13 protein-coding genes are annotated in these 14,818 nt (G+C 67.7%); 3 read left to right on the forward strand and 10 right to left on the reverse strand.

The genetic code is table 11. The annotated features are described in order from the left end of the window. Positions 1-72: 72 nt before the first annotated feature. The 6 genes from pcaC to FURADRAFT_RS04595 all read right to left on the reverse strand — a co-directional run bounded on the left by pcaC (position 73) and on the right by FURADRAFT_RS04595 (position 5,265). On the reverse strand, positions 73-459 hold the full coding sequence (pcaC, locus tag FURADRAFT_RS04570) for a 4-carboxymuconolactone decarboxylase (protein WP_008952947.1): 387 nt from the start codon (positions 457-459) through the stop codon (positions 73-75). Positions 460-494: 35 nt separating this feature from the next. Then, on the reverse strand, positions 495-1,274 hold the full coding sequence (pcaD, locus tag FURADRAFT_RS04575) for a 3-oxoadipate enol-lactonase (protein ID WP_008952948.1): 780 nt from the start codon (positions 1,272-1,274) through the stop codon (positions 495-497). Beyond that, complete coding sequence (locus tag FURADRAFT_RS04580; RefSeq protein WP_008952949.1) at positions 1,275-2,615, reverse strand: 3-carboxy-cis,cis-muconate cycloisomerase; 1,341 nt, start codon at positions 2,613-2,615, stop codon at positions 1,275-1,277. Between the two features lie 86 nt (positions 2,616-2,701). After that, positions 2,702-3,904: a 3-oxoadipyl-CoA thiolase gene (gene pcaF, locus FURADRAFT_RS04585; protein WP_008952950.1), complete on the reverse strand. Its 1,203-nt coding sequence runs from the start codon at positions 3,902-3,904 to the stop codon at positions 2,702-2,704. A gap of 8 nt (positions 3,905-3,912) precedes the next feature. Beyond that, a complete protein-coding gene (locus tag FURADRAFT_RS04590; RefSeq protein WP_008952951.1) occupies positions 3,913-4,569 on the reverse strand; it encodes a 3-oxoacid CoA-transferase subunit B in 657 nt (218 codons plus the stop codon). 12 nt (positions 4,570-4,581) lie between these two features. Beyond that, positions 4,582-5,265 (reverse strand): 3-oxoacid CoA-transferase subunit A, encoded by a 684-nt coding sequence (locus tag FURADRAFT_RS04595; protein WP_040652431.1) that lies wholly within the window; start codon positions 5,263-5,265, stop codon positions 4,582-4,584. Between the two features lie 595 nt (positions 5,266-5,860). On the opposite strand from FURADRAFT_RS04595, the gene FURADRAFT_RS04600 reads away from it, so the two are divergent. From FURADRAFT_RS04600 to aroQ, 3 genes are all read left to right on the forward strand, one after another. Further along, on the forward strand, positions 5,861-7,798 hold the full coding sequence (locus FURADRAFT_RS04600; protein WP_008952953.1) for a bifunctional sugar phosphate isomerase/epimerase/4-hydroxyphenylpyruvate dioxygenase family protein: 1,938 nt from the start codon (positions 5,861-5,863) through the stop codon (positions 7,796-7,798). A gap of 157 nt (positions 7,799-7,955) precedes the next feature. Then, positions 7,956-8,789, forward strand: a complete 834-nt coding sequence (locus FURADRAFT_RS04605) for a shikimate dehydrogenase family protein (protein WP_008952954.1) — start codon at positions 7,956-7,958, stop codon at positions 8,787-8,789. Between the two features lie 13 nt (positions 8,790-8,802). After that, entirely contained in the window at positions 8,803-9,258 is a 456-nt protein-coding gene (gene aroQ, locus FURADRAFT_RS04610; RefSeq protein ID WP_008952955.1) for a type II 3-dehydroquinate dehydratase, read from the forward strand. 152 nt (positions 9,259-9,410) lie between these two features. On the opposite strand, the gene FURADRAFT_RS04615 is transcribed toward aroQ, so the two are convergent. From FURADRAFT_RS04615 to FURADRAFT_RS04630, 4 genes are all read right to left on the reverse strand, one after another. Further along, complete coding sequence (locus tag FURADRAFT_RS04615) at positions 9,411-10,139, reverse strand: 4'-phosphopantetheinyl transferase family protein (RefSeq protein WP_008952956.1); 729 nt, start codon at positions 10,137-10,139, stop codon at positions 9,411-9,413. 26 nt (positions 10,140-10,165) lie between these two features. Continuing rightward, positions 10,166-11,182, reverse strand: a complete 1,017-nt coding sequence (locus FURADRAFT_RS04620; RefSeq protein ID WP_008952957.1) for an NAD(P)-dependent oxidoreductase — start codon at positions 11,180-11,182, stop codon at positions 10,166-10,168. A 33-nt stretch (positions 11,183-11,215) separates the two neighbouring features. Beyond that, positions 11,216-12,178, reverse strand: coding sequence for a TauD/TfdA family dioxygenase (locus FURADRAFT_RS04625; RefSeq protein ID WP_236261536.1), 963 nt, complete (start codon positions 12,176-12,178; stop codon positions 11,216-11,218). A 66-nt stretch (positions 12,179-12,244) separates the two neighbouring features. Beyond that, positions 12,245-14,818 (reverse strand): non-ribosomal peptide synthetase, encoded by a 2,574-nt coding sequence (locus FURADRAFT_RS04630; RefSeq protein WP_008952959.1) that lies wholly within the window; start codon positions 14,816-14,818, stop codon positions 12,245-12,247.

The following is a 14,818-nucleotide window of genomic DNA, read 5'->3' on the forward strand; positions in this document are numbered from 1 at the left end:
GTTTGGAGCGGAAAGACAATGAAGCCGGGCACAAGGCCCGGCTTCTCCCATGACGCGATGATACCGGAGCGGTTAGCCCTGCGCCTCCATCTCGGCGAACACCGCTTCGGCCAGATGGAAGGCGGCGTTGGCGGCGGGCAGGCCGCAATAGATGCCGGACTGCATCAGGACTTCCTTCAGCTCGTCGCGCGTCACGCCGTTATTAAACGCGGCCTTCAGGTGCATGCGCAACTCGTCTTCGCGGTTGAGCGCGATCAGCATGGCGATGGTGATCAGGCTGCGGCTGTGGCGCGGCAGGCCGGGGCGGGTCCAGATGTCGCCCCAGGCGTAGCGCGTGATGAACTCCTGGAATTCGGTGTTGAAGTCGTTGCGCTTGGTCAGGGTGCGGTCGACGTGGGCGTCGCCCAGCACGGCGCGGCGCACCGTCATCCCGTTTTCGTAGCGGTCTTTTTCGTCCATGTTGCTATCTTCCTTGTTCTGGGCGCTGCGCCGGCTCAGGCGAGCAGGAAATCGAGCACGGCACGGTTGAAGTCGGCGGCGGCCTCGACGTTGGAGAGGTGGGAGGCGTCGAGGTCGACGCGGGCGGCACCCGCCACGTGGCTGGCGATGAAGTCGGCGTCGAGCGGGGTGGTCACCGGGTCGAAGCGGCCGCCCACCGACAGCGTCGGCACCGGGATGGTGGCGATGACCTCGCGCAGGTCGGCGTCGGCCAGTGCCTCGCAGCAGCCGGCGTAGCCTTGCGGCGGCGAGTTGCGCAACTGGGCGATCAGCGCCTCGACCACCGTCGGCTGGGCCGCGACGAAACCAGGGGTGAACCAGCGCCCGGCGGCGCCGGCGGCCACTTCGGCCATGCCTTGCTCACGCACCAGCGCGGCGCGCGACTGCCAGCCCTCGGCAGTGCCGATGCGCGCGGCGGTGTTGCACACCACCAGCTTGCCCAGACGCTCCGGGGCGTAAACGCCGAGCCATTGCCCGGTCAGGCCCCCCATCGAGATGCCGCAGAAATGCGCGCGCTCGATGCCGAGCCCGTCGAGCAACGCGACCACGTCACGACCAAGGCGCTCCAGGGTGTACGGTGTCGTGCCCACGTCGCTGCCGCCATGGCCGCGGCTGTCGTAGCGCAGCACGCGGAAGTGCTGGGCGAAGGCGTCGACCTGCGGCTGCCACATATCGAGGGTGGTGCCGAGCGAGTTGGAGAAGACCAGCACCGGCGCGTCGGCCGGGCCGTCGAAACGGTAGTGGAAGCGGGTGTTGTCGATATCGAGGTAAGGCATCTAGTGATCTCCGGCACGTTCGAGGACGCGTTGGATGAAAGCGTCGGCCACGCCGACGGCGTTGAGCGGGTCGAGCAGACGGTCGAGGTCGGTCAGGCTCAGGTGGGCGAGGACGCGTTCGTCTTCCGCCAGCACCGCCTTGAGGTGACGGCCCTGCTCGCTCGCCTCGCGGCACTTGGCTTCGATCAGCTTGTGTGCTTCGAGCCGACCAAGCGGCTCGCCCAGTGCCATCGTCACCGCCTCGGCCATGATCAGGCCGCCGGTCTTGTCGAGATTGGCGCGCATGGTGTCGGCGCGCACTTCCATGCCTTCGACCAGTTCGGCGCTCACCGCCAGGGCGCCGGCCGACAGCCCGATCAGCTCGGGCAGCGCTTCCCATTCGGCGTGCCAGCCGCCGAGGCCGCGCTCGTGTTCCTGCACCATCGCCGAAAACACCGTGCCGACCAGTGCCGGCACGCGCACGGCGGCGGACAGCACGATGGCGGAGCTGACCGGGTTGCGCTTGTGCGGCATCGTCGACGAACCGCCCCGCCCGGCCCCAGCCGGCTCGAACACTTCGGCCACGTCGGTCTGCATCAAGAGCGACACGTCGCGCGCCAGCTTGCCCAGCACGCCGGTCAGCGAGCCGAACCAGGCAGCCACTTCGGCGATGCGGTCGCGCTGGCCGTGCCACGGCGTGGCGGGCAGGGTCAGCTCCAGTTCTTCGGCCAACCTTTGCGCCACCGCGAGGCCCGTATCGCCCAGCGACGCCAGCGTGCCGGCGGCGCCGCCGAACTGCACGGCCAGCACGCGCGGCTTGAGCTCGGCCAGGCGCTCGCGCTGGCGCAGCAGCGCGTCGAGGGTGCCGGCAAGCTTGAGCCCGAAAGTGGTGGGCAGCGCGTGCTGCATCCAGGTGCGCCCGACCATCACGGTGTGGCGGTGCTCGGCCACGCGCCGCGCCAGCGCCGCGATCAGTCGATCCAGATCGGCCTCGACAGCGAGCAGCGCCTGCTTCAATTGCAACACGAAGCCGCTATCGATGGCGTCCTGGCTGGTGGCGCCCCAGTGCACGAAGCGCGCCGCGGCCGCGTCGTCGGCCTTCACCCGCGCCGTCAGGTGCTTGACCAGGGGAATCGCCAGGTTGCCGGCGCGCGCGGCGTCGGCGGCGATGCCATCCAGGTCCAGCCGCTCGGCACGGCAGGCCGCCTCGATCGCCGGCACCGCGGCCGGCGGAATCACGCCGACCGCCGCTTCGGCACGCGCCAGCGCCGCCTCGAAGTCGAGCATGCCCTGCACCGTGGCGGCGTCGCTGAAGACGGCCTGGCATGCGCTACCCCGGAACAAGGGGTCCAGGAGTTTCATTCTTGGCTTTCCTTGAAAAAGCCGACAGGCCCGACCGGTTTGGGCGAGCCTGTCGGCGTCGTTTCAACGGGCTTTCGCCCTAAACATCATACCCGTTCGATGATCAGCGCGATGCCCTGCCCCACGCCGATGCACATGGTGCACAGCGCGTAACGGCCGCCGGTGCGGGCCAACTGGTAGGCTGCCGTGGTCACCAGGCGCGCGCCGGAGGCACCGAGCGGGTGGCCGATGGCGATGGCGCCGCCGTTCGGGTTGACGCGGGCGTCGTCGTCGGCGAGGCCGTGGTCGCGGGTCACCGCCAGTGCCTGGGCGGCGAAGGCTTCGTTCAGTTCGATCAGGTCGATCTGGTCCAGCGTCAGACCAGCCTTGGCCAGCACCTTGCGGATGGCCGGAGCCGGGCCGAAGCCCATGATGCGCGGCGCCACGCCGGCGGTGGCCATAGCCACGATGCGCGCGCGCGGGGTCAGGCCGTAGCGGCCGGCGGCGGCTTCGTTGGCCAGCAGCAGCGCGCAGGCGCCGTCGTTGACGCCGGAGGCGTTGCCGGCGGTCACGGAACCGTCCGGACGCACCACACCCTTCAGCTTAGCCAGCGCTTCCGGCGTGGTGGCACGCGGATGCTCGTCCTTGGCGAACACGATCGGATCACCCTTCTTCTGGGCGATGGTGACCGGGATCAGCTCGTCGGCAAAGCGGCCGGCCTCGTGCGCGGCGGCGTAGCGCTGCTGGCTGCGCAGCGCGAAGGCGTCCTGGTCGGCGCGGCTGACGGCGAAATCGACCGCCACGTTCTCGGCGGTTTCCGGCATTGAATCGACGCCGTACTGCGCCTTCATCAGCGGGTTGACGAAGCGCCAGCCGATGGTGGTGTCCTCGATCTTCATGTTGCGCGAGAAGGCGGTGTCGGCCTTCCCCATCACGTACGGGGCGCGGCTCATGCTCTCGACGCCGCCGGCGATCATCAGGCTGGTCTCGCCGCTCTTGATGGCGCGCGCGGCGATGCCGATGGCGTCCAGGCTGGAGCCGCACAGGCGGTTGACGGTGCTGCCCGGCACGTCTTGCGGCAGGCCGGCCAGCAGCGACGCCATGCGCGCCACGTTGCGGTTGTCTTCGCCGGCCTGGTTGGCGCAACCGTAGATCACGTCGTCGATGGCGCCCCAGTCGACGTTGGGGTTGCGCTCGATCAGGGCCTTGATCGGCAAGGCGCCGAGGTCGTCGGCGCGCACCGAGGACAGGGTGCCGCCGTAGCGGCCGAACGGGGTGCGGATGGCGTCGCAGATGTAGGCGTTTTCCATGGTGGTCCTTATGCGGCGGCGGCCAGCGAGGCCATCTTGAGGGGAACCGGGACGATGCGCTGCAGCTCGTCGAAGCTGTTGCCTTCGACCAGTTCACGCACTACCAGGCCGTCCGGGGTGACGTCGATGACGGCCACGTCGGTGTAGATGCGGTCGACGCAGCCCACGCCGGTCAGCGGATAGCTGCACGCCTCGACCAGCTTGCTCTCGCCGGTTTTGGTGAGCAGGTCCATCATCACGAACACCTGCTTGGCACCGACCGCCAGGTCCATTGCTCCGCCGACCGCCGGGATCGCGCCCGGTGCGCCGGTGTGCCAGTTGGCCAGGTCGCCGCTGGCCGATACCTGGAAGGCGCCCAGCACGCAGATGTCGAGGTGGCCGCCACGCATCATCGCGAACGAGTCGCCGTGGTGGAAGAAGCTGCCGCCTTCGAGCAGCGTCACCGGCTCCTTGCCGGCGTTGATCAGTTCCGGGTCCTCTTCGCCCGGTTCGGGCGCTTCGCCCATGCCGAGCAAGCCGTTCTCGCTGTGCAGGAAGATTTCGCGCTCTTTCGGCAGGTAGTTGGCCACCTTGGTCGGCAGGCCGATGCCGAGGTTGACGTAGGAGCCTTCGGGGATGTCGCGGGCAACGCGCTCGGCCATCTGGTCGCGGGTGAGTTTGTTCATGTCGCTACTCCTTTACGCCGCTTGCGCCACGGCGTTGCCGATGGCGACGACGCGCTGCACGAAAATGCCCGGGGTCACGATGACTTCGGGGTCCAGGGCGCCCAAGGGCACGATTTCGGACACCTGCGCGATGGTGACGGCAGCCGCCGTCGCCATGATCGGGCCGAAGTTGCGCGCCGCCTTGCGGTAGATCAGGTTGCCCCAGCGATCGCCCTTCAGCGCCTTGATCAGCGCGAAGTCGGCCTTGATCGGGTATTCCAGCACGTAGTGCTTGCCGTCGATCTCGCGCGTTTCCTTGCCTTCGGCCAACAGCGTGCCGTAGCCGGTCGGGGTGAAGATGGCGCCAAGACCGGCGCCGGCGGCCTGGATGCGCGCGGCGAGGTTGCCCTGCGGCACCAGTTCCAGCTCGATCTCGCCGGCGCGGTAGAGCGCGTCGAACACGTGCGAATCGGCCTGACGCGGGAACGAGCAGATGATCTTCTTGACGCGGCGGGCGTTCAACAGCGCGGCCAGCCCGATGTCACCGTTGCCGGCGTTGTTGTTGACGATGGTGAGGTCTTTCGCGCCCTGCGCGATCAGCGCATCGATCAGCTCGGCCGGCTGCCCCGCCGTGCCGAAGCCGCCGATCATCACGGTGGCACCGTCGAAGATGCCGGCCACCGCCTCCTCAAGGGAGGCAACGGTCTTGTCGATCATGGTCTCGCTCCCGTCCCACCCTTCTATAAGAGGGCGGGATCCTTTGCTCGGGTTGATGAACATGCCCGGCCAGGCGGCGCCAATCACGAACGGGCGCTGACCGAACATTGCGTCTATTAATGAACACAATGTAGGGTTCGCCATCCGCAGCGTCAAGGGCGATTATCGAAGTATAGTGCGACTATCGCACAAACTTTTCTGACCATCGCTCGCCCCAAATGGCGCCAAAGGCAATGCGCCTGGGCCTTGTGGCGCTCGCCCCTCCCCGCCTCGAGGTGAAAACGACACGTTCGCGGGCCACGCACAAAGCTATAGCAATTGTCCGAATACAGAACATATAATCGACTATCGAACAAAACTCCACCTCGGCGAAGGCGGAGACTATCCTGAGAATCTGTTCACGATCTGTCGCGGGCAGCCCTCAGCGGGGTGACGCGCAGCGCAGGAACCGGAATGGACATGGAGTCCATGAGGATTTCCGATCGCTGAGCCAATCGAAGATTGGCACGCAGAGCACATGAGCCCCGATCGGGGATGCGCAGCAAGATCGGGAACGGGTTCAGAGAAATACGCTCATTTCTTGTGAGGACCGACCATGCAGCATTCCATTGCCACGGTGTCGCTGAGCGGCACGCTGCCGGAGAAGCTCGAGGCGATCGCCGCCGCCGGGTTCGACGGCGTGGAGATTTTCGAGAACGACCTGCTGTACTTCGAGGGCTCGCCGCGCGACGCCAAGCGCCTCTGCGACGACCTCGGGCTCAAGATCATGCTGTTCCAGCCGTTCCGCGACTTCGAGGGCGGCCGGCGCGACAAGCTGCAGCACAACCTCGACCGCGCCGAGCGCAAGTTCGACCTGATGCAGGAGCTCGGCACCGACCGCATCCTGGTATGCAGCAGCGTGCAGCCCGACGTGATCCGTGACGACGCCGTGATCGCCGACGACCTGCACCAGTTGGCCGAACGCGCCGCCAAGCGCGGCATCCTGGTCGGCTACGAGGCGCTGGCCTGGGGGCGTTACGTCAACTCCTACCGCCACGTGTGGGACATCGTGAAGGCGGTCGACCACCCCAACCTCGGCATCATCCTCGACAGCTTCCACACCCTGTCGATCAAGGACGACCTGTCGCGGCTGGCCGAAATTCCCGGCGACAAGATCGTGTTCCTGCAGATGGCCGACGCCCCGGTGCTGGCGATGGATGTCATGGAATGGAGCCGCCACTTCCGCTGCTTCCCCGGCCAGGGCGAATTCGACCTGCCGGCCTTCCTCGCCCCGATCCTGCAAAGCGGCTACTCCGGCCCGCTGTCGCTGGAAATCTTCAACGACGGCTTCCGCGCCGCGCCGACCCGCGTCACCGCGGCCGACGGCCTGCGCTCGCTGCTGTACCTGGAAGAAACCACGCGCCAGGCACTGCAGGCGTCTTCGGCCAACCTCGAGAGCGCGAAAAGCGCCGAGGCGCTGTTCGCCCCGCCCGCGCCGTCCCGCTTCGACGGCGTGGAGTTCCTCGAATTCGCCGTCGACGACGACGCCGCGCGCCGCCTCGCCAAGTGGTTCCAGAAGCTCGGCTTCTCCCATGCCGCGCGCCACAAATCGAAGAACGTCGACCTCTACCGCCACGGCAGCGTCAACCTGATTCTCAACGCCGAGCCGGACTCGTTCGCCCACGCCTTCTTCGTCGCCCACGGCCCCTCGCTGTGCGCGGCGGCGTTCCGCGTCGACGACAGCCGCGCCGCGCTGGAGCGCGCCAAGCTGTACCGCGCCCGCCCGTTCGAAAGCCGCGTCGGCCCCAACGAGCGCCAGATTCCGGCGGTGCGCGCCCCGGACGGCAGCCTGCAATACCTGGTGGACAAGGGCCTGGACGGCCGTTCGATCTACGACAGCGACTTCGATCCGCTGCCGGGCGGCGTTGCCGCCGCGGCACGTACCACGCTGTCGGCCATCGATCACTTTGCGCTCGGCCTGCCGGCCGAAACGCTGGATACCTGGTCGCTGTATTTCCGCGCCGTGTACGGCTTCGAAGCCGAGCACGAGTGGGTGCTGCCCGATCCGTACGGCCTGGTGAAGAGCCGCGTGCTGCGCAGCGCCGACCGCACCATCCGCATCCCGCTCAACATCTCGGAAAACCGCAACACCGCCATCGCCCGCTCGGTCTCGACCTACCGCGGCTCCGGCCTGCAGCACGTCGCCTTCGCCGCCGACGACATCTTCGCGGCGGTGGCGGCGGCGCGCAAAGCCGGCCTGCCGCTCTTGGAGATTCCGCGCAACTACTACGACGACCTCGCCGCGCGCTTCGACCTGGAGCCGGAGTTCATCGCACGGATCGCCGCCGCCAACGTGCTGTACGACCGCGACCCGGAGGGCGGCGAGCTCTTGCACGTTTACACCGAGCCATTCGAGGAACGCTTCTTCTTCGAGATCATCGAACGGCGCGGCGGCTACCAGCAGTACGGCGCGGCCAACGTCGCGGTGCGGCTGGCGGCGCTGGCGCAGACCCGCGCGCGCGCCGGCCAGCGCGGCGCGAGCTGGGCCGACTAAAACCCATTCTGACAACGACTCGAACACAAGGCCGGGGATTTGGCCCCGGCCATGGCCATCCATCCGGCCCAAGCAACACCATCCCGCCCCTGGCACGGGGCGCCGTGACAAACGCCCGACGTTTGCATGACTAAACCAACAATGGAGGAATGACTCGATGATTAGCGGCAAAACCACCCTGATCGCCCACCTCGGCTACCCGACCGAAGCCTTCAAGGCGCCGATGATTTACAACCCGTGGTTCGAGAAACAAGGCATCGACGCCGTGGTGGTGCCGATGGGCGTCAAGCCGGACGACTACGCGGTCTTTCTCAAATCGCTGTTCCGGCTGAGCAATATCCGCGGCGCGCTGGTGACCATGCCGCACAAGATCACCACGCTCGACCTGGTCGACGACGCCACCCCGACCGCCAGGATCGCCGGCGCCTGCAACGCCATCCTGCTGCGCCCGGACGGCTCCCTGCTGGGCGACCAGTTCGACGGCGCCGGTTTCGTGCGCGGCGTCGAGCGCAAGGGCCGCCGCCTCGCCGGCACCCGCGTGCTCGTGTCCGGCTGCGGCGGCGTCGGCTCCGCCATCGCCGCGTCGCTGGCGGCCGCCGGCGTGGCGGAGCTGGCCCTGTTCGACACCCGCGACGCCTCGGCCCAGGCCCTGGCGGGACGCCTCGCCGAGCACTACCCGCAGCTCGTCATCCACACCGGCTCCAACGACCCGGCCGGTTACGACGTGGTGGTCAACGCCACCCCGGTGGGCATGAACGACGACGATCCGCTGCCGTTCGACGTCGCACGCATCGCCCCGAGCACCTTCGTCGGCGAGGTGGTGATGAAGTCGGAATACACCCCGCTGCTGCGCGCCGCGCTGGAAAAGGGTTGCCAAGTGCAGGTCGGCACCGACATGCTGTTCGAGATGATTCCCGCCTACCTGGAGTTCTTCGGCTTCGGCACCGCCACCCCGGACGAACTGCGCGCGGTATCGCAGATCAAGTATTGAACGAGGACGAACGATGAAAAAAATTCTGGTACTGAACGGCCCCAACCTGAACCTGCTGGGGACGCGCGAGCCGGCCCAGTACGGCCACACCACGCTGGCCGACGTCGAGGCGATGTGCAAGGAAACCGGCGAGCGCCTGGGCTACGAGGTGGAATGCTTCCAGAGCAACTGGGAAGGCGCCCTGCTCGACAAGATCCACGAAGCCGGCCAGGCGTTTCGTGACGGCACCCTGCTCGGCGTCGTCATCAACCCCGGCGCGCTGACGCACACCTCGATCGCGCTGCACGATGCAATCAAGGGCGTCGGCGACCTGCCGGTGATCGAAATCCACATCTCCAACGTGCACGCCCGCGAGTCGTTCCGCCACCACTCCTACGTCTCGCCGGCCGCCGCCGGCATCGTGGTCGGCTTCGGCGTGCTCGGCTACACCCTGGCGATGGAAGGGCTGGTGCGCAAACTCCAGGGCTGAGAGCCACTGACAAACCCCTCCTGGCGTTGTTGCGCGGCCTTGCCAAGATCGTTGCACAGGGGTTTGTTCGCGGCGCCAAGCCGGCCGCCCGGCGCCAGTCACCAAGACAAGCCATGACAGCGATGATGCGTGGTCATGGCTTTCGTGCCGTTTCACCCGCTTCCGTCATGCTCCCACTGGCGTTCACTCACGCGCCAGCCACGCCCCTCGATGGCCAGCGCCCCGATATAGCCCGGCGCCGGCTGGAGCGTGTACAGCGACCACGGCCTTTCCGGAGCGATCTCGCCGGAAGCGCCGTCGAGGTTTGCCGGCCCCTCACCCGGATCGGTCGTCAGGGGAACCGAAAAACCATCCAGCTGCCCGGCAAGGCCGTTGCCGCAGGCTTTCAGGTACGCCTCCTTCTTGGTCCAGCACGCGAGAAAGGCATCGGCGCAAAGCGGCTCCGGCAGCGCACTCAACTGGTCGGCCTCGGCCGCCGAGAAGAAATAGTGCGCGATGTCGGCGTAATCGGCTTGCTCCCGGAGGCGTTCAAGATCGATGCCGAGCCTGGCGTCGGCGGCGATGGCGACAAGGGCCAGATCGCCCGAGTGGGACAGATTGAACGCGAGCCGGCCGTCGAATTCAGGGCTGAGGCCCGGTTTGCCGAAGGCGTTGTACACGTAGCGTACGCGGTCGGCCGGGGTCTGAAGATAGTTCCCCAGAAGCGCGCGCAGCACGCCATGCGCGGCGACAAACCGCCGTCGATCGCGCTCGAAGCGAAACCGTGCGCTGCGTCGGCATTCGTCGTCTGAGAGCGTCGCCTGGAGGCGCGCCGACGTTTCCGGGGAAACGTCCAGACTGGCGCGCCAGACATGCACTTCGTGGGAGGGCAGTTGAAACATGACGGACTCCCGCCTGTGACGGAGCGCTACAACTGCTCCAGCATGAGCTGAGCGATCTCCACGCCGATCCGGGCCTGGGCCTCGCGCGTCGAAGCGCCCAAGTGCGGCGTGCAGATGACATGGGGATGGCGGGCGAGCCGCAGGTCGCTGGGAGGTTCCCCGGCGAACACATCGAGCGCGGCCCCGCGCACCTTGCCCGAGTCGAGGGCGGTGAGGAGCGCCTCCTCGTCCACCAAACCGCCACGCGCGCAGTTGACCAGCAGGACACCGTCCTTCATGCGCGCGATCTCCTTCTTCCCGATCACGGCGCGTCCCGCCTTGCTCGGCGGGGTGTGAATCGAAACGAAGTCGGCACACGCAAGGAGCGCCTCGAGCGAGAGCAGTGCGAGACCCTCGAAGCGTCCCACGGGTTCGGCGGCCTTGTCGGCCCCGACAACGACCATGCCGAGCGCGGCGGCACAACGCCCCAGGGCTCCCCCGATCCGGCCCACGCCGATGATGCCGAGCGTCTTGCCGGCGAGTTCGATCCCATCCGAGAACTCTTTCTTCGGCCAACCTCCCGACTTCACGGCGGCATCGGCCTGCGGGATGCGTCGCGCCAGGGCGAGAAGCATGCCCAGGGCCAGCTCGGCCACCGAGCCGGTCGAGGCCTTGGGCGTGTTCAGTACGGCGATCCCCTGGGACGCCGCCGCGGCAAGATCGATGTTGTCGGTGCCGACACCGGCGCGGACGATCAGCCGCAACCGCTGGGCCGCCGCGAGCTGCTGCGCGCCGAGCCGCGTGGCGGAGCGCACGACGACGGCGTCGTAATCGCCGATCAGTTCCTCAAGCATCGCGGGCGAGAGGCCGATCCACTCGTCCACCAGCAGCCCGCCTTCGCGCATCCGCTCGACCGCCACGCTAGGGATCGGGTCACAGACCAGGACACGGACATGTTCCACCGGGAGAATGGCTTCCGTTTCCGACTGGCGGCTCGGTCTCTGCTCGACATCCCAGAACACCGGCTCGTCCGGCAACACCGTCTCGAATTTTCCTGCTGACATTTGCAAGCTCCTTTAACGGCATGGCGGCCTTCGTCAATCGCCGGCCACCTCGATGGTCGGCGAGCAGTCGGCCACGTTCAGCGCGTCGGCCATGCCGACCAGCACCTCGCGCGGCCCCTCGAAGCGTTCCCTGGCGTGCGCGGTGCGGATGTTGTCCACCAGCATCAGGTCGCCGGACTGCCAGGCGTCGCGCACGGTGTGGGCGGTATAGACCTCGTTGATCGTTTGCACGATGTCCGGGCCGATCGGGTCGCCGTTGCCGAAACGCGTATTGAACGGCAGCCCGTCCTCGCCGTAGACGTCCACGAGGTATTCGCGCACCTCCGGGTCTATCGTCCACTCGTTGAGGAAGGCGATCTGGTTGAACCAGCAGCGCTGGCCGGTACGCGGATGGCGCACCACGGCGCTGCGGCGCTGCCAGGTGCGCAAGGCGCCATCGGGCTGCCACTCGAAGCGGATCGCCTGCGCACGGCAGTAGCTCTCGACGGCCTGGCGCTCGCCACTGCCGAAGGCTTCGGCGATCGACGCCCCGATCTCGTCGTTGTAGTTGCGGACCAACAGCCACCCCAGCCGCTCGAAGCGGTCGACCAGATCCGCCGGTAGCGCTCGCCCTATCACCGTCTCGTCGGCCAACGGCGTCGCGCCCTCCTCGGTGGGCGCGGTGAGACAGGCGAACAACATGAGGGAGGGAGATTCGAGCGCATAGCTGAGTTCGTGGTGCATGCACATGGGCTGGCTGGGCGGCCACTTCGACGAGGAATAGAGCCCATCGGCGTAGCGCTGCCGGGTGGCGAACGCCTCCCGCTCGATCATCGGGCGGCCCAGTTGCCCGAATACGACGCCCACCTCCTCCACGTCGCGCAAGCCGAGGCCGCGCACCAGCAGCGCGCCGTGTTCGACGACGGCGGCACGCAGCTCGTCGCGATGCTCGGCGACCCAGCGGCGTGCGTCTGCGCTGGCGTCCACCCGCAGCAACGGCGGCTTAACGGATCGCACCTCCACATCGAGCGATGAGGTCGGCACGGAAGATGATGCGGTTGCAAAGAGTGATGACATTTCGGATTACCTCCTTTGCTGACTGATGCGGTGGTGGCGGCAGGGCTGCCCTTCTGGCGCAGCCAGCCGCCGCTGTGCGGACCGCGCGTCCACCAGGCTGGCCAGATCGGCGAGCACCGGGTGATCCGCCAGGTCCTTCACCGAAACCGCGCGGTTCAACTTGATCGCCAGCCTCAGTGCCGACAGCGAGGTGCCGCCGAGTTCGAAGAAGTGAGCCCCCCGGCCCACCTGCTCCGGCGAAATGCCGAGAATCTCGGCCCATGCGGCCGCCAGCCGTTGCTCGGTCGGCGTGCTGGCGCGCTCGCCATCGGCTTTGGCCATGTCGAGCTCGCCGGCGAGAGCCGTCAAGGCCTTCCGGTCGATCTTGCCGTTGCCCGTCAAGGGCAGCGTTCTTTGCCAATGGAACGCCGACGGCACCATGTACGTGGGCAGCGACTCGCCAAGCTGCTTCTGCAGCGTGTCGGCATCGAGCTGCCGCTCGCCGGAATAAAAAGCCACCAAGTGCTTGCTGCGGTCTGCCCGCTCGGCGACGACGACCGCGCCGTCCCGCACCCCCGGCAAGCGCAACAGCGTGTTCTCGATCTCGCCCAGCTCGATCCGGAAGCCGCTGATCTTGACCTGCGCATCGCGGCGGCCGAGGAACTCCAGCTTGCCTTCGGGCAGCCAGCGGCCGAAATCGCCGCTGCGGTACAACCGCTGCCCCGGGCTGTTCGGGTCGGCCATGAAGGCGCGTTGCGTGCGCTCCGGATCGTTGACGTAGCCGCGCCCGACGCAGACCCCGGAGAACACGATCTCGCCCGGTGCGCCGAGCGGCACCGGCGACAACTGCTCGTCGACGACGTAGACATGCGCATTGTTGACGGGGCGGCCGAGCGGCACGCGCTCGCGGCTGGGCACGCCGTCCATCACCTCGTGATTGGTGTCGTCGGAGGTCTCGGTCAGGCCGTAAACGTTCACCAGCCGGATAGCGGGCTGGGCCGCGAACCAGCGTTGCGTCAGCTCCTTCTTCAACGCCTCGCCGGTGACCGCCACGCAGCGCAGGTCCGGCAGCGCGCGCGGGTGCCGCTTCAGCTCGCTCAGGACGACGTCGAGATAGGACGGCACCACCTGCAGCACGTTGACCCTGGCCTCGACGATCTTGTCGACAAAGCGCCTGGCGTCCATGATCACGTCCTGATCCACCAGCAGCGTCCGCCCGCCGACCAGCAGCGCGGACACCAGCTGCCACAGCGAGATATCGAAGCACTGCGGCGCCGTCTGGGCGACCACCGTTCCGGCACCGATGTTCAAGTCGTCGATCTTGGCGAACAGGTGGTTGAGCATGCCGGCGTGCTCGCACATCGCCCCCTTGGGTTCGCCGGTCGAGCCGGAGGTGAAGTAGATGTAGGCAAGCTGACCGGGCGTGACCTCGACCCCGACATCGCCCTCGGAAAAATCCGCCGCCCAGGCCGCATCGATGAACAGTTTCTCGATGCCCTCGGGGATTCCGGCTGGTGCATCGAGCGCCTGATCCAGCATCCCGGTGCTGCCGCGCTCGGCCAGCACCAGCCGGCAATCGGCCCGGTTGAGCGTGCGCGCGATGCGGTCGGCGGGGAAATGCGGCTCGATCGGCAGGTAGGCGCCACCGGCCTTGAAGATGGCGAGCACCGCGCTCAGCCAGTCCAGGTTGCGCTCGGTCACCACGGCGACCACGCCTTCACGGCCCAGGCCGTGCGCCAACAGCATCCGCGCCAGATGGTTGGCGCGGGCATTGAGCTGGCCATAGGTCAGCTGCCCGTCGCCGTGCACGGCCGCCACGGCATCCGGGTGCGCCCGCGCCTGTTCTTCGAACAGCTCGTGGGCCCGGCGCTCCGGCAGCGTGCGCTGCGGCCCGGCGAGGCCATCGAGCTGGAAACGCCACTCCTCGGGGGAGAGCAGACTCTGCCGTGCCGGCTCGGCATCGGGATCGGCCGCCAGCGCCGCCAGCGCGGCGAGGTGATAGCCGGCGATTCTGGCGGCGCACTCGCCGTCGATGACATCCGTCCGGTAACGCAGCCGCAGCGCGAGCCCCTCGCCTTGCACCAGGGCGAGATGGAGCACGATACCGTCGCCCAGCGCGGCACCGCGCGCCCGGGTGGTATCGAACACGGTTTCGAACAGGGGCTCGGTGAGGCCGAGTTCCCGTCTCAGCGCCTCGACCGGAAAATTCCGGTGCAACAGCAGCGCCGACTCCGCCCGCGCGGTTTCCAGCAGCACCTGCCGCCACGACCGGGGCCCGATCGACATCGGGAGCGGCAACGGCGGGCCGCCCGGCACGGCGTAGCCGGCGGTCACCTCGCTCTCCCCGCAGAGCGCGCCGAGCACCTTGGCGTGCGCGGTCAACAGCACCGAACTGAGCGGTACCGCCAGCTTATTCACCAGCCGGTACAGTGCCGTCACGAGTTCATCGGGAATCGCCGCTTCCACTTCCCCGACGCCGGGTACCGGATCGAGGGTCCAGCGCGGCAGCGCGGCGAAGTCGCCGGCGAGGAGGACATCGTGCCAGAACACCCGGCTGTGCTCGGCCGTGGCGCCGTCTTTTCGTAATGCGATAGGGTTCAT

The sequence above is a fragment of the Pseudogulbenkiania ferrooxidans 2002 genome (genome assembly GCF_000174355.1).
GTDB classification, from domain to species: Bacteria; Pseudomonadota; Gammaproteobacteria; order Burkholderiales; family Chromobacteriaceae; genus Pseudogulbenkiania; species Pseudogulbenkiania ferrooxidans.